Source organism: Burkholderia sp. MSMB1589WGS, assembly GCF_001636105.1.
Classification (GTDB): Bacteria; Pseudomonadota; Gammaproteobacteria; order Burkholderiales; family Burkholderiaceae; genus Burkholderia; species Burkholderia humptydooensis.
In genome coordinates, this window is the sequence record NZ_LNJT01000008.1 from 1522262 (window position 1) to 1542917 (window position 20656).

Here is a 20656-nt window from a genome sequence, read left to right on the forward strand (position 1 = left end):
AATCGGATTCATCATGCGTACTTTTAAATTGTTTCGCCTCGGCCGGCCGGATTCCGGGCGCGCGGACGCGCCGCCGCCGCGCGATGCCGCGCCGTTTTCCGCCGATTGCGGCACGGGCCGCAATACGGACTGCAATACGGGCGCGCGAATCGCCGAAGCGCGGCCGGCGTGCGCGCCGGAAGCCGGCCGGCATGACGCCACGGATGACGGCGACGCGGTTTTCGGCCTGATCGGCGCCGCGATCGCCACCGAAGCGCTCTGTGTGCGGCAGGACGATACGTCCGCCGGCGTGCCGACTCCGGGCGGTCCGGCCCAGGCCCGGGACCTGTTGCACGCGCTGTACGAGCAGTATTGCCGCGTGCTCGACGATCCGCGGGCGTCGCTCGCGAGCGACGACGCGGCCCGCATCGCGATCGAGCGCACGCGCGAGGCGCAGCCGCCGAGTGACCTGCACCGGCCGGTCGAAGGCGCGGATTCGATCGATGCGCTGCTGACCCAGGCGCGCGTGCTGGACGACGTCTTCGGCCCGCTCGGGCCGGGCGAGACGCCCGATCCGGCGGACGCGGAGCCGGTTCCGGAGGTGCTGCGGCTCTTCGCGCCGGCCGAATACCACGTCGCGTCGGCGCGCAGGCCGGCCGGCTTGCCGCCCGCGCTCGCGCGGCGCGAGCATCAGACGCTCGCGATCGACAGCCCGCTGCCGGCGCCCGTCGCGACCCCGGAGCACGACGCACGATGACGATGCCGATCTCTCCCGATTCGTCCGGCGCACGCGCGACAGGCCGGCTGCAGGACAGGCCGCTCGTCGTGGGGCGCGCGCCGCATGCGCCGTTCGACTGGATCGCCGACAGCGATTCGCGATTCGGGCCGGTCTGCGAAGTCGTGACCGCCGGGCATTATCGTTGGCTGCCGCTTTCGGACCCGGCCGGATGGCGGCTCGCGCGCCCCGGCACGCTGCTCGATCTGATCGAGCTGGACGCGTGCGCATTCGGCGAGCGCGCACCCGCGGGCGAGGCAATGGGCGGAGCGACAGGCGCCGCGGCGCATCGCGCGCGCGGCGGGGAGGATTCCGATGGACGAGCATGACAAGCGCCCGGCCGCGCCACGCGGCGGCCACGATGCGCCTGTGCGCGGCGAAGGCGTCGCGGCGCCGCGCCGCGCGAACACGCATCTGCTGCCGACGTTGATCGACCGCCTGCGCGACGACGCGCCGCAACGCCAGACCGAAGCGCCCGGCGAATACGCGGTCACGCGCATGCAGATGCGCGGCATCGTCCAGCGGGATCTCGCGTTCCTGCTCAATACGACGAGCATCGACGAGCGCATCGACCGCGAGCGCTACCCGGCCGCCGCCGCGTCGACCGTCAACTTCGGCATGCCGCCGCTTGCCGGCGCGTTCCTCGCGTCGTGCAAATGGGCCGAGATCGAACGGATCGTCCGCCGCGTGATTCTCGATTTCGAGCCGCGGCTGATCGCCGGGACGCTCGTCGTCGCGCCGTCGAAGGGCGTCGAAGCGGGCGAGCGCTCGAACGTGCTGTCGTTCGAGGTGCGCGGCATGATTCGTATGGACCCCTATCCGATCGAATTCATGGTGCAGAGCGCGATCGATCTCGAAACGAGCCAGGTCAACGTCACCGGCATGCGCGCGAGCTGACGCGCGGGCCGGAAAAACGGGGGGACACGGTGGAACCGCAACTGCTCGACTACTACAACCAGGAACTGATCTACATGCGCGAGCTCGCCGCCGAGTTCGCGCACGCGCACCCGAAGATCGCGCGGCGCCTCGGGATGCAGGCGGGCGAAGTGGCCGATCCGTACGTCGAGCGGCTGATCGAATCGTTCTGCTTCATGGCCGCGCGCATGCAGATCAAGCTCGACGCGGAATTCCCGCGCTTCACGGGCCGCCTGCTCGAAGTGCTGTACCCGAACTACGTCGCGCCGACGCCGTCGATGGCAGTCGCGCGCCTGTACCCGAGCCGCACCGAGGGCAATCTCGCGGAGGGCTTTCGCGTCGCGCGCGGCACCGCGTTCACGGCGCGCGTGCCGGCCGGCGAGAAGACCGCGTGCCAGTTTCGCAGCGGCCAGGACGTGACGCTCTATCCGCTCGAGATCGCCGACGCGCGGCTGACGGGCATTCCGCCCGACATCCCGGCGCTCGACCGCTACGTGCCGGCCAACGCGCAGGTGCGCGGCGCGCTGCGCCTGCGGCTGCGCACGACCGGCAACGTGCGCATCGCCGATCTGAAGGGCCTCGACCGGCTGCCGCTGTATCTCGCGGGCGACCCGCAAGTCGCGTCGCACCTGTTCGAGCTGCTGCACGTGGCCGGCGTCGCGACGCTCACGGCCGCGCCCGGCGAGTTCGCCGCGCCGGGCCGGCCGCTTGCGGCCGTCACCGTCGGCGCGCTCGCTCACGAAGGGCTCGGCGTCGACGAGGGGCTGCTGCCGCTCACGTGGTCGAAGTTTCATGGGCACAACCTGCTGCACGAATACTTCGCGTGCCCGGAGCGCTTCTATTTCGTCGCGCTGACGGGGCTCGAAGAAGGGCTGCGGCGCATCGCCGGCCAGGAGGCCGAGATCGTCGTGCTGCTCGACCAGTCGCCCGAGCGGCTCGCGGACGTCGTCGACGCGTCGCGCTTCGCGCTGTTCTGCACGCCGGTGATCAACCTGTTTGCGCGCCACACGGACCGGATCGAATTGTCGACGGGACAGACCGAGTTCCATCTGGTGCCGGCCCGCCTCGCACCGCTCGACTACGAAGTGTTTTCCGTCGAGGCGATGTACGGGCAGGTCGCCGCGACGTCCGCCGAACTCGAATTCCGGCCGCTGTACCAGACGCTGAACGACGACGAGAGCAACTATGGACGCTATTTCTCGACGCGGCGCGAGCGCCGGCTCGTGTCGGATTCCGCGCGCCGCTACGGCACGCGCACGCCGTATGTCGGCACGGAGATGTTCGTGTCGCTCGTCGACCAGAACGAGGCGCCTTACAGCGAGGACATCCGCTACCTGTCGGTCGACGCGCTGTTGACGAACCGCGACTTGCCGAGCCTCGTGCCGCGCGACGGCGTGCGCGATCTGACGGTGGTCGAATCCGCGCCGATCGACAGCGTCGGCCTGATCCGCGCGCCGTCCGCGCCGAAGGCGCCGTATGCGGAGCGCGAGATCGCGTGGCGGCTGATTCGCCAGTTGAACTTCAACTACCTTCCGCTCGACGAGCTCGACCATCGCGCGGGCGGGCAGGGCTTGCGCGGCCTGCTGCGGCTGTTCCTCGCGGGCGACGAGGCCGACAACCGGCGGCAGGTCGAAAGCCTCGTCGGCGTGAAGACGCGGCCCGTCACGCGCAAGCTGCCCGGCGCGGGCCCGCTCATGTTCGGGCGCGGCGTCGAATGCGCGCTGACCGTCGACGAAACGGGATTCTCCGGCGTGAGCCCGTATCTGTTCGGGCTCGTGCTCGAGCACTATCTGGCGCGGCACGTGTCGATCAACGTCTTCACGCAGACCGAGCTGAACTCGATCCAGCGCGGGCGCGTCGCGCGCTGGCCGGTGCGCATGGGCGCGCGGGGAGGCGCGTGATGGCGCACGACAGGACGGAGAATGTCGTCCGCGACGCGGCGCTGTCGCCGCGGATGCTCGAACGGCTGCGCGCTGAGCCGTGGCGCTACGGCTTCCTGACGCTGCTGCGATGCATCGGCGCGGACGCGCGCATCGATCCGATCGGCAAGGCGCGGCGCCCGCAGGCGGAGCCGTTTCGTCTCGGCCAGCAGCCGAGCCTCGCATTCGCGCCGCGCGAGATCGCGAGCGTCGGCGACGCGAACGGGCGCCTCAAGGTGCGGCTCTTCGGGCTCGGGATGCTGGGGCCGAACGGGCCGCTGCCGATCCACGTGACCGAGATCGCGCGCGACCGCGAGGAGAGCCGGCGCGATCCGACGCTCGGCAATTTTCTCGACATCTTCCATCACCGCTATCTGACGCTGCTGTATCGCGCGTGGGCGTCGGCGCAGGCGGCGGCCGGCCTCGATCGTCCGGATGACGAACGGTTTTCGTTCTACGTCGCGAGCCTCACCGGCCAGGACGTCGACGAGATCGGCGCGCGGCCGCTGCCCGCGCATGCGCGGCTCGCCGCATCGCCGCACCTGGTGCGCGAGGCGCGCAACGCGGACGGCCTGCGGATGACGCTCGAGCGTTACTTCGGCGTGCCGGTGACGCTCGAGGAAAACGTATTTCACTGGATTGCCGTCGATCCGCTCGAGCACAGCCATCTCGGCAAGCCGGGCGATGCGTCGACGATGGCCGAAGGCGCGATGCTCGGCGAGCTGGTGCCGGACCGGCAACACAAGTTCCGGCTCGTGTTCGGGCCGCTCGACATCGACGCCTACCTGCGCTTCACGCCGCAGGGCGAGGATTTGCCGCGCCTCGTCGAATGGGTGCGGGCGTTCGTCGGCTACGAGTTCGAATGGGAGCTCGAACTGCGGATCAAGCCGAACGGCGCGCCGCCCGCCGTGATGGGCGGCCCGCATCAGCTCGGCTGGTCCGGCTGGCTCGGCCGCTCGCCGTCCGGCGAGCCAGTGACGGGCATGCGCTTCGAGCCCGAGCAGTATGCGGACCGGTTCGCGCGCGGCGCGGCCCGGCCCGCCCGATCGCGCGGCATGCGAGGTGAACGATGACCAGCAGCAGAAAACCGGCCGGCAAGGCGGCCGCCGCGCGCACGCCGAAGCCCGACGACTGGATGGCGCCCGTCGATCCGGCGGCGCCGTGCGGCGCGGACCTTGAATACGATCCCGAGTTCGTCGTGCTGTCGGCGAAGGCCGCGCCTCGCGCCGAGGCGCAGTACGGGGATTTCGTCGGTTCGCCGGAGCCGGTGAACTGGAGCGACGTCGAGCGCGATTGCCGGCGGCTGATGATGCGCAGCAAGGACATGCGCCTCGCGGTGCTGTTCGCCCGGAGCCGGACCCGGCTGGCCGGCGCGGCGGGGCTCGCGGAAGGCGTCGGATTGCTCGCCGCGTGGCTCGGCGCGTTTCCCGATGCGATTCACCCGCAACCCGACGTCGATGCGGATCGCGACGCGGCGCTGGAGATCCGGCGCAATGCGCTGCAGGCGCTCACCGATGCCGACGGGCTGATGGCGGACGTGCGCGAGATCGCGCTGACCCGGTCGACCGCGACGCGCCTGCAGGTGCGCGACGTGGAGCGCGCGTTCGCGCAACCGCGGCCCGGCGATGCGCTCGCGCCGGAATCGGTCGTGCGTCAGCTCGACGATCTGCACGCGCAGCAGCCGGCGGTCCTGGCGGGCTTCGCCGATGCGCTAGCGGGGCTGGCCGCGATCGATGCGTGGAGCGGCGAACATCTCGGCGATTACGCACCCGACCTGTCGGCGCTCGAAGCGCTGCTTCGCCAGATCGCGGGCGCGAGCGCCGATCGCACGGCCGCCGCGCCGATCGCGCCGGCCGAGGCCGACGTGTCGCCGGCGAACGAAGCGGCGGCCACGCACGCGGACGAACCGCCGGCGGCGCAGCGCGAACGCGCGGCGGAGCCGAACGCGGCGCCTGTCGCGCGCGCCGCCGCCGCGACGCCGGCAGATCGTTACGCCGCGCGCGAGCTGATCCGGCAGGCGCGCCAGTGGTTCGAGCAGCACGAGCCGAGCAGCCCGATTCCGATACTGCTCAGGCGTGCGGAGCATTTCGTCGGCAAGCGCTATGCGGACGTGGTACAGGCGATCCCCGCCGAGCTGCTTGCGCTATGGAGCGCGGACGAAGCGTGAGCGCAGCCGGTGCGCGAAGCGCGCGGCCGGAACGATTCATCGGTTCATACCGTTTGTGGAGAGATCAGCCATGCCGAATTTTTCCGCCGCCCGTACCGTGTCGGTGAGCGGCCCCGCCGTGCCGATGTCGCCCGCCGGCGAACCCGCGCTCGAACTGAGCGCGATCCGCGGCAACGAGACGCTGTCGGAGATCTATTCGTACACGCTCGATTGCCTGACGCCGCCGGACCCGATGCTCACCGGCGAGCGGGCCGCGAATCTCGATCTGAAGGCGATGATCGGCAAGGCGCTGACCGTGACCGTCCGGCTCGAAGGCATGGGCTCGTTCGTGCCCGGCATGCCGGGCATGGCGGGCGCGGCCAACATCGGCCAGGGCAGGCGCGAGATCAGCGGCATCGTGACCGGCGCGCGCTTCGAGGGCCAGTTGAACCGGCAGTGCCGCTACCGGCTCACGATGCGGCCGTGGATCTATCTGGCCGACCAGCGATCGGACTACCGGATCTTCCAGAACCGGAGCGTCGACGAGATCGTCGACGAAGTGCTGAACGCGTATTCGTACTCGTACGACAAGCGCCTGAGCGGCCGGTATCCGAAGCTCGGCTACCAGGTGCAATACGGCGAGACCGATTTCGCGTTCATCCAGCGGCTGATGCAGGAGCACGGCATCTACTGGTTCTTCGAGCATTCGAACAAGGTGCACCGGATGGTGCTTGTCGATCATCTGGGCGCGCACAAGCCGGTGGAGAGCGTTGCGTACCGCACGCTGCGCTATTACCCGCCCGGACACAAGATCGACGCCGAATACATCGACACGTTCGGCACCGAGGAGCGCATCCAGCCGGGCCGCTGGACGACGGACGATTTCGATTTCGAGAAGCCGAACGCGGACCTCGGCGTCGAGAACGCGCTGCCGCGGGACACCGCGCATAACGAGCTTGAACGTTACGAGTGGCCCGGCGACTACACGGACCGCGAGCACGGCGAGCACTTCGTGCGCGTGCGGATGGAGGAAGTGCGCGCACGGGGCGAGCGCGCATCGGGCGGCGGCAATGTGCGCGACATCGTGTGCGGCACGACGTTCTCGCTCGAAGGCTGTCCGCACGCGAGCGCGAACCGCGAGTATCTGGTGCTCGGCGCGACGTTCACGGCGACGGAGACGGGCGGCGCGTCGGGCCCCGACGAATACCGGATCAATACGTCGTTCGTCGCGCAGCCGGCGACCACCGCGTTCCGGCCGGCGCGCACGGTGCGCAAGCCGCGCACGCGCGGGCCGCAGACGGCGATCGTGACCGGCCCGCGCGGGCAGGACATCTGGACGGACCAGTACGGCCGCGTGAAGCTGAAGTTCCATTGGGACCGCTCGCCCGTCGACGACCAGAATTCGTCGTGCTGGGTGCGCGTTTCGTATGCGTGGTCGGGCAACAACTACGGCGGCGTCAACGTTCCGCGCGTGGGCTCGGAAGTGATCGTCGATTTCGAGCACGGCGATCCGGATCGGCCGCTCGTGACGGGGCAGGTGTATAACGCGCTGCACATGCCGCCGTGGCGGTTGCCAGAGAACGCGACGCAAAGCGGCTTCATGACGCGCTCGCCGGCCGGCAGCGGCGAGAACGCGAACATGCTGCGCTTCGAGGACAAGGCGGGCGCGGAGCAGGTCAAGCTGCACGCGGAGCGCAATTACGATGTGTCGGTCGAGCGGGACGCGACGACCACCGTCGGACGCAAGCATCTGACGCTCGTCGGCGTGGACCTGATGCCGGTGATGTCGACGCGATCGCCGCTGGATCGGTTGATCGATCTGCTGCGCACGGGCGGCGCGGCGAGCCCGGCTTCGACGGAGCGGCAGGCGGCCGCCCGCGAGCACCCGTTGCCGCAACAGCGGCAGCCTTATCAGCAATTGAAGCAGCAGCGCCAGATGCAGCGCGCGGGCGGGTTTCAGGCGCTCGCGGCGAACGTGGCGATGGCGTTGCAGCAGATCGTCGCGGTGCTCACGGACCCGTTCACGACCGCATCGGTGAGCACCGTGCAGGGGGCTTCGACGTCGGTCGTGTTCGGCGATGCGAAAGGCGTGCACGTTGGAGACACCGTCACGGTCACGAGCGGGAATGCGCATTCGGAGGTCAACGGAACGGCGTCGTCGAAAGACGTGAACAGCGTCTCGCTGAAAGGCACGGCGACCAGTCTCACGGGAATCAGCACTTCTGAAACCGGTGCGAGCATCAACACGACGGGGCTCTATGTCGCAACGAACGGCGCGAGCGTGACGACGACCGGATTCAGCGCAGCCGAAACGGTCGTGCAGATCGCCAACAAGACGCAGGAATGCGAATTCATCAAGGGCATCAAGATCTCGATGTGAACGCGCACGCGCGCGAACGCCACCGCACCCCATGAAAATCGTCAAACCACTTGCAATCAGCCCGCTGACCCGCGTCTACCGGATGCACGGCCAAGAGCATCTCGGCGTCGCCGCGCTGATGGTCGCGACGCTCGGCGACACGCCGAAACTGCTGGCCGAAGCGGAGCTCTGGCGTCTGGCCGGCGACGAGCTGCGCGGCTACACGCTCGACATGGCGTTGCCGAAGGCGTGCCCGGAATTTCTCGTGTCCGGATACGCGTATGGAAGGTATGCGAACGATTCGGACGCCGGCGCGTGCGAAGTGGGGATTCGCATCGCCGGCGTCGAGAAGCGGCTGCGCGTATCTGGCGACAGGCAATGGGCCGGCGCGCACATCACCGCGCCGCAGCCTTTCGAGCGGCTGCCGATCGATTGGGATCGCGCCTACGGCGGCGCGGATTGCGCGGACAACCCGCGAGGCCGCGGCGCGCACGCGCGGGAGGGCGCGCCGCGCGATCTGCCGAACATCGAATACGCGCACAGCCCGATGCGCTTCCCGGACGAGCGACCCACGCCCGCCGGCTTTTGTCCGATCGACGCGACGTGGCCCGAGCGCGCGGCCCTGTACGGCGAGCTCGATCAGCAATGGCGGGAAGAGGATTGCCCGGGTTTCCCGCGCACGCTCGATCCGCGCTACTTCAACATCGCGCCGAGCGATCAGCAACTGCCCGGACGAGTGGAATTCCCGGACGGCGCGACCTATGTGCTGACGCACCTGCACCCGGAGCGCGCGCGGCTCGCCGGCAGCCTGCCCGCGCTGCGGGCGAGATCGTTCGTGGTCCGCAACGGCAGCGACATGCCCGAGGAAATTCCGATGCGATTGACGACCGCCTGGTTCGTTCCGCATCGCGAGCGCGTGCTGCTGATCTATCACGGCGTCACGGTCGTCCGCGCGTTCGATGCGAGCGACGTGCAAACGGTGCTGTTCGGCGCGGATGCGAGCGGGCACGCGAGGCCGCTCGATTGGTATCGTCAGGTGATCGAGTGGCGCACGCGGCACGACAAGGCGGCGCTGTACGCGCTGCGCGATCAGGATCTGTTGCCCGAGCACGCTCTGCCGCCCGATGTTCCGGCGATGGCCGATGCGATGCCGCAGAGCGTGAGGCAACGGCAGCTTCGGGAGCGGCTGAGCGTCTTTCCGGACGCCCCGCAAGCGCAGACGCCGAGCCCCGGCCGACTGGCCGAGTTCGTCGAGCGTCAGGAGGCGCTTGCCGACGAGAAGCGCGCCGCGCTGGAGGCCATGCGGCACGAACTGGCGACCAGCGAAGTGTTTTCGGCCGGGCGGCGGCGCGGTCCGCCGGCCCGCACGGCGCCCGTCGAAGAGGATGGCGCACGGCATGCGGGCGCTTCGTCCGATCCGCCCGGCATCCGGCAAATCCAGCGCGATGCGGACGAACGTCTTCGCGAGCTGTACCGGCGGTCCGCGCAACATCAGGACGCGCCGGCCCGGCTGAACGGCGCGGCCGCGCAATCGCGCCGCGAATTCGTCGCGGCCGCCGCCGCCGCGGGGCGATCGCTGGAAGGCGTCGATCTGACGGGCGCGGATCTCTCCGGAATGGACTTGCGCGGCGCGCGGCTGGCCGGCGCGATGCTCGAAAACGCCGATCTGAGCGGCGCCGATCTGACGGGCGCGGTGCTGTCGCGCACGGTGCTCGTGCGCGCCAACCTGGCACGGACGAAGCTCGTCGACGCGGACCTGACGGCGGCCAATCTTTCGCTCGCAGGCTGCGAGCAGACGGACTTCTCCGGCGCCGATTCGAGCGACGGCATTTTCGAGCGCGTGCACTTGCGAGACTGCCGCTTCAACGGCGGCTTGCTGGCGAACACGCGCTTCGACGCGTGCCGCTTCGATGCCGTCGATTTCGGTCACGCCGTGCTGCGCGATCTGATCTTCATCGAGCAATCGTTCGACAGCGTGAGCTTCTCGGATGCGACGATCCGGAAGATGCTGCTGATGAACTGCCCGCTTGCCGACGTGCGGTTCTCGTCGGCGAGCATCGACGGATTCGGGATCGTCGGCGCACAGGCGAGCGGCCAGCTTCGCTTCGATCGCGCGAGCATGAGCAAGGCGTGTTTCGTCGCGCACTGCGACATCGGGCGTGCCGATTTCTCGTTCGCGACGCTGACGGAAGTCAATTTTCGCGAAGCGCGGCTCGGCGAAGCGAGCTTTCGCGGCGCGCGCATCGGCAGTTGCGATTTCACCGACGCGTGCCTGCGCGCAGCCGATTTCCGCGGCGCGAAAGCGCAGGGCAGTCATTTCGTGCGCGCCGATTTCACGCGAGCCGATCTTCGGGACACCGATCTGATCGCCGCCTATCTGCGCGGCGCGACGCTGGACGGCGCGGATCTGCGGCGGGCCAACCTGTTTCGCGCGAACCTCTCGCAGATCCTGGCCGATGCCGAGACGCGCTGGGAAGACGCCTACCTCGGCCGGGCGGTGCGGTTTCCGCTCGCGCAGGTGCGCACATGAGCACGCGCGCGGCGCAGTTGCTCGACGAGATTCGTCGCGGCCACGCGATCCGCGACGTCGCGATCGAGTCGGCCCGCCTCGACGGGCACGACTGGTCGGGCGGCGTATTCGAGCGCGTCCGGTTCATCGGCGTCTCGATGCAGCGCGTGCGGCTCGGCGAAGCTGTTTTCAGCGAATGCCTGTTTCGCGATGTCGACATGCGGCATGCGGACTTGTCGCGATGCACGTTCGACAAGTGCCGGCTCGAACGCGTCGATCTTTCGGAAAGCGAACTTCACGAGTGCATGATGCATTCGACTCACGCGGCCGGCGCGAACTTTTCCGGTGCACGCGCGAGCGGTTTCCATTGCGTGAAGAGCGACATCGGCGAGTGCCGGTTCGATGGCGCGCGGATCGAATCCTCGGTGTTCAGCGACACGCGGCTCGCGCGCGCCGACTTCACGCGGGCGGTCGTGCGCAAGGCGGTCTTCTATCAGCTCGATCTGACGTCGGCTGTTCTCGCCGATGCGACGTTCGACGACGCCGTTTTTGCCGAAGCGAATTTGGCCGGCCAGCGTTTGCGCGGCCAACGGATGCATCGCTGCCAGTTCGTCGGCGCGGATCTTCGCGATGTCGATTTCACCGGCGCGAGCCTTGCCTGCTGCAATTTTCAGCGCGCCAGGCTGGCGGGGGCGCGACTGGACGACGCCGATGCGCCGGATACCGTTTTCTTCGAAGCCGACACCGCCGGCGCGATGTGCCGCCGCGCTGCGCTGCGCGGCAGCATCTGGGTTCAGGCCGATGCGCGGCGCGCCGATTTCACCGGCTCGGCGCTGGACGGAGCGGTGTTTCAGCGCGCGACGTGCACGGGCGCGCGCTTTTCGCGGACGAACCTCGAGGGAGTGGATTTTTCGTACGCGGATCTGACCGAGGCCGTGTTCGACGAAGCCGGCTTCGCGCGGACGGCGTTTCATGGCGCGACGGCGCCCGACATCGCATGGCGCGATCATCCGGGCGCCGTCGCGTGCGATCCGGAATTGTCGGCGGCGCAGGCGTGGTCGCGGCAAAGGGATGAGCAAGGGCGGCGTGAGGACCGTTGAGCGCGGTGCGGACGTGGCGCCGGGCGCATCGGCGCGTTGTTATTCAGTCATTCGAAATAGAAGGAAAGAGGATGAGCACAATCGAAGCGGAAGCGGATATCCACGGCCAGTCGTCCGCGCGGGACAAGGCGGGCACCGTGGTCGGCGCGCTGCCGGATGGCGTGTATGTGGTCGCATGCGGCGGCGTGAAGATGCGTTGCCGGCGCGCGTTTAGCTGTCTTGTCGAGCCGCGGATCGGCGATCGCGTCGTCGTGTCCGGCGCGGACAGCCGATGCGTCTACGTGACGGCGATTCTGGAGCGGCCGAATGCGCACGGCGTGCATCTGCGCGTCGACGGCGACCTCGTGCTGGATGCCACGCGGGACGTATGCCTGAAGAGCGGCGATGCGCTTCGCGTCGCGAGCCGCGAGCAAGTGTCGATCGAGACGCAACGGCTGACGATGTCGGCGCAACAGGCGTCGCTGTCTTCCGACGAGACGACGCTGACGAGCGCGGCGCTCGACGGCCGGCTCGGCAAGGTCCGTCTGATCGGCCGGCTGCTGGAGACGGTAATGGATCACGTCGCGCAATCGTGCCGAAGCAGTTTTCGCTCGGTGGAAACCGTCGAGCATCTTCGCGCGTCGCATATCGATCACGCCGCGACCGAAAGCATGCGTCTGCATGCGAAGCACACGCTGCTCACGGCAGAGAAGCTGTCGAAGATCGACGCCGCGCAGATTCATCTGGGTTAGGAGGAAGACGTTCATGGTGATGGTGAATTCGAGTGCAGGAGGCATGAACATGGCGACGAGCGTCAACCTGACGCCGCCGGGCGTGCCCGTCCCCTATCCGAACCGCGCGTCGCGCGCGAACGCGATTCCGAACGTCAGCCATATCTTCGTGGGCGGCGGGCCGGTTCACAACGTCGCGACGATCATCCCCTCGTCGAGCGGCGACAGCGGCGGATCGATGGGCGGCGTCGCGTCGCAAACCGTGTCCGGAAACTCGCGCAACCCCCAGGGCGCGCCGAAAACGCTGGTTGCCGGCATGCCGGTCACACGGATGACCGATCCGACGCAGCAGAACAACGACAATACGACCGGCTCGGGCAGCTCGCCGAGCCAGACGATCGTGCTGAATCTGTGATTGAGATGCGCGCGGGCAGCGTTTGCGTGAAAGCGCGGAAAGCGCCGTCTTCGGCGTGCGGCGATCGTGAATCCGCCGGAAAAAAGCGCGGCGGATTTTCCGCGCCGATCTGACCAAAATTAACAGACGTTTCGCGCGGAATCGTCTAACTTTTAAGTCGGAAAGGCCATTCGACGTCCTGCCTTTTCCGATCTCAAGAAAATGCAGCAATCGGCCCATGTTGTATTGCTGATCGACCTGCCGCACCGCATCATGAATGTCGCGGCGCGGCGGGTCAATTTTTCCGGTTGACTGCTTCGCCGGTCACTTCATCCGATTCGGCGCGAGCGCGCGCCTGCCGATCCCGCCGCCGACCCGCGTGCAAACCCCTGCCTTTGCCGCCGATCCCATTGCCTAAAATCCAGTTACGCACAAGACGATGCCGATCGCATTGACGCGAACGCATCCGGCGGCGCGGAAAAGCAACGAGCGAGCCGGCCAGCCGGTGGACATGGCGCGGCGTTCGATCGATGGTTCGGCATCCAGAAAAACAGGGAGACCCGCGATGACCACGGTCGCCAGCTTCGATATCGATTACACGCAATACCTCGGCCCGGACGGCGAGCCGGTCCAGCCGCTGCCCGCGTTCGCGCAGGACGCGGCCGCGCTGCTGCCGCTCTACCGCGCGATGGTGCTCACACGCGCGTTCGACACGAAAGCGGTCGCGCTGCAGCGCACCGGCAAGATCGGCACGTTCGCGTCGTCGATCGGGCAAGAGGCGATCGGCGTGGGCGTCGCGAGTGCAATGCGCGCCGACGACGTGCTGTTTCCGTCGTATCGCGATCACGCCGCGCAATTCCTGCGCGGCGTGACGATGACGGAAAGCCTGCTGTATTGGGGCGGCGACGAGCGCGGCAGCGATTTCACGGCCGCGCGGCTGGATTTTCCGAATTGCGTGCCGATCGCCACGCAGGTGTGCCATGCGGCGGGCGCCGCTTATGCGTTCGCGCTGCGCGGCGAAGCGCGCGTCGCCGTGGCCGTGCTCGGCGACGGCGGCACGTCGAAGGGCGATTTCTACGAAGCGATGAACCTCGCGGGCGCGTGGCGCGTGCCGCTCGTCATCGTCGTCAACAACAACCAGTGGGCGATCTCGATGCCGCGCGCGCGGCAGACCGCCGCGCGCACGCTCGCGCAAAAGGCGATCGCCGCCGGCATCGAAGGGCGGCAGATCGACGGCAACGATATCGTCGCCGTGCGGCAGGCCGTTGGCGAAGCGATCGAAAACGCGCGGCGCGGCGGCGGCCCGGCGCTCGTCGAGGCGCTCAGCTACCGGCTCGGCGATCACACGACGGCGGACGACGCGACGCGCTATCGCGATGCCGACGCGCTCGGCAAGCAATGGGCGTTCGAGCCGCTGCTGCGGCTGCGCAAGCATCTGATGCGTCGCAACGTATGGGACGACGCGCAGGACGAAGCGTTCGGCAAGGCGTGCTACGCGCAGGTCGAGGAAGCGGTGCGCGCCTATCTCGCGGTGCCGCAGCCGGCCGCGTCGGCGATGTTCGATCATCTGTACGCGAGCCTGCCGCACGCGATGCAGGAACAGTTGGCGACGGCGCTCGCGTTTGCGCCGGCCGCGGAGAATCATCATGGCTGACCTGAATCTGGTCGAAGCCGTGAATCTGGCGCTCGCGTACGAGCTCGCGCACGATCCGTCCGTCGTGCTGCTCGGCGAGGACATCGGCGTGAACGGCGGCGTGTTTCGCGCGACCGTCGATTTGCAGGCGCGCTTCGGCGCGCAGCGCGTGATCGACACGCCGCTCGCGGAAACGGCGATCGCGGGCGCCGCGATCGGCATGGCGGCGATGGGGCTCAAGCCCGTCGCCGAGATCCAGTTCACAGGCTTCGTCTATCCGGCGATCGATCATGTGCTCAATCATGCGTCGCGGCTGCGCCATCGCACGCGCGGCCGGTTGTCGTGCCCGCTCGTGATCCGTGCGCCGTGCGGCGCCGGCATTCACGCGCCCGAGCATCATTCGGAGAGCCCCGAGGCGATGTTCGCGCACATCCCGGGCCTGCGCGTCGTGATTCCGTCGACGCCCGCGCGCGCCTACGGGCTGCTGCTCGCGGCGATACGCGATCCGGACCCGGTGATGTTCTTCGAGCCGTCGCGGCTGTATCGGCTGTTCAGGCAGCCCGTCGAGGACAACGGCGAAGCGCTGCCGCTCGATACGTGCTTCACGCTGCGCGACGGCGCCGACGTCACGCTCGTCAGTTGGGGCGCCGCGCTGCAGGACGCGCAGGCGGCCGCCGATCAGCTCGCGCAGGAGGGCGTGATGGCCGAAGTGATCGACGTCGCGACGCTCAAGCCGCTCGACGCCGACACGATCGTCGCATCGGTATCGAAGACGGGGCGCTGCGTGATCGTTCACGAGGCGCCGCGCACCGCGGGCTTCGGCGCTGAGATCGCCGCGCTCGTCGCCGAGCGTTGTCTCTATTCGCTGCTCGCGCCCGTGCAGCGCGTGACGGGCTACGACGTCGTCGTGCCCCTCTTCAGGCTCGAAAGCCAGTACGTGCCGAGCGTCGCGCGGATCGTCGATGCGGTCAGGAAAACGCTGGAGGCAGCGTAACGACATGAAGATCTTCAAATTGCCCGATCTCGGCGAAGGCCTGCAGGAAGCGGAGATCGTCGAATGGCACGTCAAGGCGGGCGACACGATCGACGCGGACCGGCCGCTCGTGTCCGTCGAAACCGCGAAGGCGATCGTCGAGATTCCGTCGCCGCAATCCGGCCGCGTCGCGAAGCTGTTCGGGCAGCCGGGCGACATCGTTCATCTCGGCGCGCCGCTCGCCGCGTTCGAAGGCGACGCCGACGAGGCGGATGCGGGGACGGTCGTCGGCCACATGACGGTTGGCGAGCACGTCGTGCAGGAGCCGCCCACGGCGCTCGGCGCGGGAGCCGGCGGGCGCGGCGCGGGCGCGGTCAAGGCGATCCCGGCGGTGCGCGCGCTCGCGCGCAAGCTCGACGTCGATCTGGCGATGGTGACGCCGTCCGGCGCGGACGGCGTGATCACCGCGGCGGACGTGCAGCGCGTCGCGAAGGTGCTGGCCGAGCTCGGGCCGCCCGAGGTGCTGCGCGGCGTGCGGCGCGCGATGGCGCAGAACATGGCGCGCGCGCAGAGCGAGGTGGCCGCGGCGACCGTGATCGACGACGCCGACATCCACGCGTGGCCCGCGGGCACGGACGTGACGATGCGCCTCATCCGCGCGCTCGTCGCCGGCTGCCGCGCGGAGCCGGGGCTCAACGCATGGTTCGACGGGCAGGCGGGGCGCCGGCACGTCGTCGCGAAGATCGACGTGGGCATCGCGGTCGATCTGCCGGACGGCCTCTTCGTGCCGGTGCTGCGCGACGTCGCGCATCGCGACGCCGCCGACCTGCGCCACGGGCTCGACCGGATGCGCGCCGACATCCGCGCGCGCAGGATTCCGCCCGACGAGCTGCGCGGCAACACGATCACGCTGTCGAACTTCGGGATGATCGCCGGCAAGTACGCGGCGCCCGTCGTCGTGCCGCCGACCGTCGCGATTCTCGGCGCGGGGCGCGTGCACGACGCGGTCGTCGCGGTGGCCGGCGCGCCGGCCGTGCATCGCATGCTGCCGCTCAGCCTCACGTTCGATCATCGCGTCGTCACGGGCGGAGAGGCCGCGCGCTTTCTCGCGGCGGCGATCGCGGATCTGCAACTCGCGCAATAGCGGCGGCGAGCGCGTGCGCGCGAAACCGAAGCGCGTCACACCGAAGCCGCGACATGCTCGCGCAGCCACTGATGCGCGGGATCGCGATGCGAGCGTTCGTGCCAGAGCATCGCCATCTGGAAGCCGGGCACGTCGATCGGCGGCTCGACGACTTGTAGTGCGCGGCTGTCGCGAACGAGCCGCGACGGCATCATCGCGACGAGATCGCTGTTCGCGACGGCCGACATCATGAACAGAAAGTGCGGCACGGACAGCACGACGCGCCGCGCGAGGCCGACCTTCGCGAGCGCATGATCGGTGATCCCCTGAAAGCCGCCGCCGTCCGGCGACACGATCACGTGATCGAGCCTGCAGAACTGCGCGAGCGTCGGCCGCCGCTTCAGCCGCGGATGGCCGGCGCGCCCGACGAGCACGTATCGCTCGGTGAAGAGCGCGCGGTGGCGCAGATTGCCGGGCGCGCATTCGGTGATGTGGAACGCGAGGTCGATGTCGCCTTGCTCGGCCTGCTTCGCGATGCGCGACGGCACCGTCTCGACGACGGCGAGCCGCGTGCCGGGCGCGGCCGCGCGCAAGCCGGCCAACGCGGGCAGCACGACCGTCGATTCGCTGTAGTCGGACGCGGCGACGCGCCACGTGTGAACGGCCGCGGCGGGATCGAACGGCGCGCCCGGCGACACCGCGCGCCCGAGCGCTTCGAGCGCGCGGCGCAGCGGCTCGCGCAATTCGTCGGCGCGCGCGGTGGGCCGCATGCCGCGCGGCCCGGGCAGTAGCAACGGATCGCCGAAGATGTCTCTCAGCTTCGCGAGATGGATGCTGACCGACGGCTGCGACAGGTTCAGCCGCTCGGCCGCGCGCGTCACGTTGTGCTCCGACAGCAGCGCGTCGAGCGTGATCAGCAGGTTGAGATCCAGCCGCTTGAGATTGTTCATCGCAATACCTGGAATATCAGAAATCAATTTCCAATATACCTGAGCGGCCGCTATCCTGCGGTCACTGCTCCAGACAATCGCGAGTGCCGACATGAACGTCTTGCTGGTCTATGCCCATCCCGAACCGAAATCGCTGAACGGATCGCTCAGGAACTTCGCGGTCAAGCGCCTCGAGGACGCCGGACACACGGTTCAGGTGTCCGATCTGTACGCGATGCAGTGGAAGGCCGCGCTCGACGCCGACGACAACACCGGGCGCCAGCCCGATGCGCGCTTCGACCCGTCGCTCGACTCGAAGCATGCGTTCGAGAACGGCACGCAGGCGGCCGACATCGCGCGCGAGCAGGACAAGCTGCGCTGGGCCGATGCGCTCGTCCTGCAGTTTCCGCTGTGGTGGTTCTCGATGCCGGCGATCCTGAAGGGCTGGGTCGAGCGCGTGTACGCGTTCGGCTTCGCCTACGGCGTCGGCGAGCACTCGGACACGCACTGGGGCGATCGGTACGGCGAGGGCTCGATGAAGGGCAAGCGCGCGATGCTGATCGTGACGACGGGCGGCTGGGAATCGCATTACGGGCCGCGCGGGATCAACGGGCCGATCGGCGACGTGCTGTACCCGATCCATCACGGCATCCTGTATTACCCCGGCTTCGACGTGCTGCCGCCGTTCCTCGTGCATCGGACGAGCCGCATCGACGAAGCGCGCTTCGCGGCGATCTGCGATTCGCTCGGGCAGCGCCTCGACGATCTGTGGAAGACCGCGCCGATATCGTTTCGTCCGCAGAATGCCGGCGATTACGAGATTCCGCAGCTCACGCTGCGGGACGACGTCGCGCCGGATCGGTCGGGGTTTGCCGCGCATATCGCGTAATGCGCGGCGCGCGGCGGCGATGCCGCAACGCCGTCGCGCACAGCGGGCGTGCGGCGCTGCCTGAAACCGTGCGAGCGCCCGCGCGGAAGCGGATCGAATCAGAGCCGCCGCGCGAGCATGCCGGCATTCGCGGATCGAATGTCGGTGCAGCCGCACAGCGCCATCGTCGTATCGAGCTCGCGCGCGATGAGCTCGAGGCTGCGCAGCGCGCCTTCCTCGCCGAGCGCGGCGACGCCGTAGAGGAACGCGCGGCCGATCATCGTGCCGCGCGCGCCGAGCGCGACCGCCTTCAGCACGTCCTGGCCCGTTCGCACGCCGCCGTCGAGCCACACTTCGACGCGCTTGCCGGCCGCCTCGACGATGGCCGGCAGCGCCTCGACCGACGACATCGCGCCGTCCAGTTGACGGCCGCCGTGGTTCGACACGACGATCGCGTCCGCGCCCGCATCGGCCGCGCGGACCGCATCGTCCGGATCGAGCACGCCCTTGACGATCAGCTTGCCGCTCCACCGCTGCCGGACCCATTCGACGTCGCGCCAGCCGATCGCCGGATCGAACTGCTCGCGGGTCCACGAATCGAGCGACGACATGTCGGTCATGCCCTTCACGTGCCCGACGATGTTGCCGAAATGGCGGCGGCGCGTGCGTGCCATGCCGATGCACCAGCGCGGCTTGCGCATCATGTCGAGCAGGTTCGGCAGCGTGATGCGCGGCGGCGTCGAGAGGCCGTTCTTCACGTCCTTGTGCCGCTGGCCGGCCACCTGCAAATCCATCGTCAGCACGAGCGCGGGGCAGCCCGCCGCGCTCGCGCGCCCGATCAGCCGCTCGATGAACGCGCGGTCGCGCATCATGTAGAGCTGGAACCAGAACGGGCCGCTCGCGTGCGCCACGATGTCCTCGATCGAGCAGATGCTCATCGTCGACAGCGTGAACGGCACGCCGAAGCGCCGCGCGGCGCGCGCGGCGAGGATCTCGCCGTCGGCGCGCATCATGCCGACGAGGCCCGTCGGCGCGAGCGCGACCGGCATCGCGACGTCCTGTCCCGCCATCGTCGTGCGCAGGTTGCGATCCGAGATGTCGACGCCGACCCGCTGGCGCAGCTTGATCTTCTGGAAGTCCGCTTCGTTCGCGCGATACGTCGATTCCGTGTAGGAGCCCGTATCGACATAGTCGTAGAACATCCGCGGGATGCGTTTTTTCGCGAGAACGCGAAGATCTTCGATGCAGGTGATCGGGACGGACATGGGCGACTCCGGAAGGTGGCGACGATGCTACCGCCGTGGCTGGCCGCGCGCCCGGAAATATCTTCAGGCGCGGCGCGAAAGAAATTCCGCGCCGTCGTGCACCGCGCGCTCGCAGACGCCGGCGAGCCACGCGGCGAACGCGTCGGCGGCGGCGCGCGACGCGTGCGGCATCAGGTAATACGGCGCCGCCGGCCGCACGATATGCGGAAACAGCGGCACGAGCGCGCCCGTCGCGAGCCAGTGGCGCGCGAGCGCGGGGCTGCCGAGCGCGACGCCCTGGCCGCTGACCGCCGCTTCGAGCAGCAGCCCGAGATCCATCAGTTTCGGTCCGTTCGCGGGCTCCGGCCAGTCGAGGCCGGCAACGCGGAACCACGACGTCCACGGTTCGAGCGGCGTGCACAAGAGCGGCAGCGCCGCGAGGTCCGCGAGCTCGCGCAACGGCGCGAAGCGTTCGACGAGCGACGGCGCGGCGAGCGGCGTCAGCGCATCGACCATCAGCACCGTCGCGCCCGACACGATCGGGCCGCCGCCGCGAATCCACAGATCGGCGCCCGTCGGCGGCGCGTCGGGAAAGGGGCTCGCGAGCATGACCTCGAGCTCCACGCCGGGATGGGCGAGCGTGAACGCGTCGAGGCGCGGAACCATGATCTGCCGCGCGAACGTCGGCGGCGCGCAGATCCGCAGCCGTTCCGTCCTGCCGGCGTCGCGCCGGTGCAACGGCACCGCGGCGAGCAGATGCAGCGGCGCGTGCACCTGATGCAGGTATTCGTTGCCGGCCGCGGTCAGCGCCAGCGCCTTGCCGCTGCGCACGAGCAACTGCACGCCGAGCAACTGTTCGAGTGCGGCGACGCGTTTCGCGACCGCGCTCCCCGTCACGCACAGCTCTTCGGCCGCGCGCTCGAACGTGCCGTGGCGCGCGGCGGCGACGAAGGCGAGCAGGCCGTCGAGGGACGGGAGGCGAAGGTCGCGGAGATCGGAGGGGTTCATCCGGCGATTCTAATCGACCGATTTCCTTGTGGCAGCGCGCGATGCGGCGATGAGCGGCGCGATCGCGCGATC

General features: G+C 69.0%; 17 protein-coding genes and 1 pseudogene. 15 read left to right on the forward strand and 3 right to left on the reverse strand.

Annotated elements, in window-relative coordinates; all coding sequences use genetic code 11:
* Positions 1 to 13 precede the first annotated feature (13 nt).
* From WT16_RS24430 to WT16_RS24495, 14 genes and pseudogenes are all read left to right on the forward strand, one after another.
* Complete coding sequence (locus tag WT16_RS24430; RefSeq protein WP_063534415.1) at positions 14 to 736, forward strand: TagK domain-containing protein; 723 nt, start codon at positions 14 to 16, stop codon at positions 734 to 736.
* Positions 737 to 789: 53 nt separating this feature from the next.
* Positions 790 to 966, forward strand: a pseudogene (locus WT16_RS35180) (type VI secretion system accessory protein TagJ); the annotation flags it as partial.
* A gap of 103 nt (positions 967 to 1069) precedes the next feature.
* Positions 1070 to 1651: a type VI secretion system baseplate subunit TssE gene (gene tssE, locus WT16_RS24440; RefSeq protein ID WP_063534417.1), complete on the forward strand. Its 582-nt coding sequence runs from the start codon at positions 1070 to 1072 to the stop codon at positions 1649 to 1651.
* A gap of 29 nt (positions 1652 to 1680) precedes the next feature.
* Positions 1681 to 3570, forward strand: coding sequence for a type VI secretion system baseplate subunit TssF (tssF, locus tag WT16_RS24445; RefSeq protein ID WP_063534418.1), 1890 nt, complete (start codon positions 1681 to 1683; stop codon positions 3568 to 3570).
* Positions 3570 to 4661: a type VI secretion system baseplate subunit TssG gene (gene tssG / locus WT16_RS24450; protein WP_009914155.1), complete on the forward strand. Its 1092-nt coding sequence runs from the start codon at positions 3570 to 3572 to the stop codon at positions 4659 to 4661. Before tssF ends, tssG begins: the two co-directional genes overlap by 1 nt.
* Positions 4658 to 5755 carry a type VI secretion system protein TssA gene (gene tssA, locus WT16_RS24455; protein ID WP_063534419.1) on the forward strand — a complete coding sequence of 366 codons (1098 nt, stop codon included), beginning with the start codon at positions 4658 to 4660 and terminating at the stop codon, positions 5753 to 5755. Before tssG ends, tssA begins: the two co-directional genes overlap by 4 nt.
* A gap of 70 nt (positions 5756 to 5825) precedes the next feature.
* Positions 5826 to 8114 (forward strand): type VI secretion system tip protein TssI/VgrG, encoded by a 2289-nt coding sequence (gene tssI / locus WT16_RS24460; protein WP_063534420.1) that lies wholly within the window; start codon positions 5826 to 5828, stop codon positions 8112 to 8114.
* Positions 8115 to 8145: 31 nt separating this feature from the next.
* The gene (locus tag WT16_RS24465) at positions 8146 to 10623 is read left to right on the forward strand and encodes a DUF2169 domain-containing protein (RefSeq protein ID WP_063534421.1); all 2478 of its coding nucleotides are present in this window, start codon (positions 8146 to 8148) and stop codon (positions 10621 to 10623) included.
* Entirely contained in the window at positions 10620 to 11702 is a 1083-nt protein-coding gene (locus WT16_RS24470) for a pentapeptide repeat-containing protein (protein ID WP_063534422.1), read from the forward strand. Before WT16_RS24465 ends, WT16_RS24470 begins: the two co-directional genes overlap by 4 nt.
* A gap of 71 nt (positions 11703 to 11773) precedes the next feature.
* Positions 11774 to 12433, forward strand: a complete 660-nt coding sequence (locus tag WT16_RS24475; RefSeq protein ID WP_006029717.1) for a DUF3540 domain-containing protein — start codon at positions 11774 to 11776, stop codon at positions 12431 to 12433.
* A 13-nt stretch (positions 12434 to 12446) separates the two neighbouring features.
* Positions 12447 to 12827 carry a PAAR-like domain-containing protein gene (locus WT16_RS24480; protein ID WP_043283388.1) on the forward strand — a complete coding sequence of 127 codons (381 nt, stop codon included), beginning with the start codon at positions 12447 to 12449 and terminating at the stop codon, positions 12825 to 12827.
* A gap of 544 nt (positions 12828 to 13371) precedes the next feature.
* Positions 13372 to 14460 (forward strand): pyruvate dehydrogenase (acetyl-transferring) E1 component subunit alpha, encoded by a 1089-nt coding sequence (gene pdhA / locus WT16_RS24485; RefSeq protein ID WP_009914162.1) that lies wholly within the window; start codon positions 13372 to 13374, stop codon positions 14458 to 14460.
* Positions 14453 to 15433 carry an alpha-ketoacid dehydrogenase subunit beta gene (locus WT16_RS24490; protein WP_015604141.1) on the forward strand — a complete coding sequence of 327 codons (981 nt, stop codon included), beginning with the start codon at positions 14453 to 14455 and terminating at the stop codon, positions 15431 to 15433. The genes pdhA and WT16_RS24490 overlap by 8 nt, the downstream gene beginning before the upstream one ends.
* A 4-nt stretch (positions 15434 to 15437) precedes the next feature.
* Positions 15438 to 16556, forward strand: a complete 1119-nt coding sequence (locus WT16_RS24495; protein WP_006029713.1) for a dihydrolipoamide acetyltransferase family protein — start codon at positions 15438 to 15440, stop codon at positions 16554 to 16556.
* Positions 16557 to 16591: 35 nt separating this feature from the next.
* On the opposite strand, the gene WT16_RS24500 is transcribed toward WT16_RS24495, so the two are convergent.
* Complete coding sequence (locus tag WT16_RS24500; protein ID WP_015603287.1) at positions 16592 to 17485, reverse strand: LysR family transcriptional regulator; 894 nt, start codon at positions 17483 to 17485, stop codon at positions 16592 to 16594.
* A 91-nt stretch (positions 17486 to 17576) separates the two neighbouring features.
* On the opposite strand from WT16_RS24500, the gene WT16_RS24505 reads away from it, so the two are divergent.
* A complete protein-coding gene (locus tag WT16_RS24505; RefSeq protein WP_063534423.1) occupies positions 17577 to 18353 on the forward strand; it encodes an NAD(P)H-dependent oxidoreductase in 777 nt (258 codons plus the stop codon).
* 98 nt (positions 18354 to 18451) lie between these two features.
* On the opposite strand, the gene WT16_RS24510 is transcribed toward WT16_RS24505, so the two are convergent.
* The gene (locus WT16_RS24510; RefSeq protein ID WP_063534424.1) at positions 18452 to 19597 is read right to left on the reverse strand and encodes an alpha-hydroxy acid oxidase; all 1146 of its coding nucleotides are present in this window, start codon (positions 19595 to 19597) and stop codon (positions 18452 to 18454) included.
* 63 nt (positions 19598 to 19660) lie between these two features.
* Positions 19661 to 20584 carry a LysR substrate-binding domain-containing protein gene (locus WT16_RS24515; protein ID WP_006029709.1) on the reverse strand — a complete coding sequence of 308 codons (924 nt, stop codon included), beginning with the start codon at positions 20582 to 20584 and terminating at the stop codon, positions 19661 to 19663.
* Positions 20585 to 20656: the final 72 nt, after the last annotated feature.

What these genes read in the sequence shown, in the direction of transcription:
- tssA (WP_063534419.1), top strand. Translation starts at nt 4,658, where the DNA reads ATGACCAGCAGCAGAAAACCGGCCGGCAAGGCGGCCGCCGCGCGCACG.
- WT16_RS24480 (WP_043283388.1), top strand. Translation starts at nt 12,447, where the DNA reads ATGGTGATGGTGAATTCGAGTGCAGGAGGCATGAACATGGCGACGAGC.
- WT16_RS24465 (WP_063534421.1), top strand. Translation starts at nt 8,146, where the DNA reads ATGAAAATCGTCAAACCACTTGCAATCAGCCCGCTGACCCGCGTCTAC.
- WT16_RS24515 (WP_006029709.1), bottom strand. Translation starts at nt 20,584, where the DNA reads ATGAACCCCTCCGATCTCCGCGACCTTCGCCTCCCGTCCCTCGACGGC.
- WT16_RS24490 (WP_015604141.1), top strand. Translation starts at nt 14,453, where the DNA reads ATGGCTGACCTGAATCTGGTCGAAGCCGTGAATCTGGCGCTCGCGTAC.
- pdhA (WP_009914162.1), top strand. Translation starts at nt 13,372, where the DNA reads ATGACCACGGTCGCCAGCTTCGATATCGATTACACGCAATACCTCGGC.
- WT16_RS24510 (WP_063534424.1), bottom strand. Translation starts at nt 19,597, where the DNA reads ATGTCCGTCCCGATCACCTGCATCGAAGATCTTCGCGTTCTCGCGAAA.
- tssI (WP_063534420.1), top strand. Translation starts at nt 5,826, where the DNA reads ATGCCGAATTTTTCCGCCGCCCGTACCGTGTCGGTGAGCGGCCCCGCC.
- WT16_RS24470 (WP_063534422.1), top strand. Translation starts at nt 10,620, where the DNA reads ATGAGCACGCGCGCGGCGCAGTTGCTCGACGAGATTCGTCGCGGCCAC.
- tssG (WP_009914155.1), top strand. Translation starts at nt 3,570, where the DNA reads ATGGCGCACGACAGGACGGAGAATGTCGTCCGCGACGCGGCGCTGTCG.
- WT16_RS24500 (WP_015603287.1), bottom strand. Translation starts at nt 17,485, where the DNA reads ATGAACAATCTCAAGCGGCTGGATCTCAACCTGCTGATCACGCTCGAC.
- tssE (WP_063534417.1), top strand. Translation starts at nt 1,070, where the DNA reads ATGGACGAGCATGACAAGCGCCCGGCCGCGCCACGCGGCGGCCACGAT.
- WT16_RS24475 (WP_006029717.1), top strand. Translation starts at nt 11,774, where the DNA reads ATGAGCACAATCGAAGCGGAAGCGGATATCCACGGCCAGTCGTCCGCG.
- WT16_RS24430 (WP_063534415.1), top strand. Translation starts at nt 14, where the DNA reads ATGCGTACTTTTAAATTGTTTCGCCTCGGCCGGCCGGATTCCGGGCGC.
- WT16_RS24495 (WP_006029713.1), top strand. Translation starts at nt 15,438, where the DNA reads ATGAAGATCTTCAAATTGCCCGATCTCGGCGAAGGCCTGCAGGAAGCG.
- WT16_RS24505 (WP_063534423.1), top strand. Translation starts at nt 17,577, where the DNA reads ATGAACGTCTTGCTGGTCTATGCCCATCCCGAACCGAAATCGCTGAAC.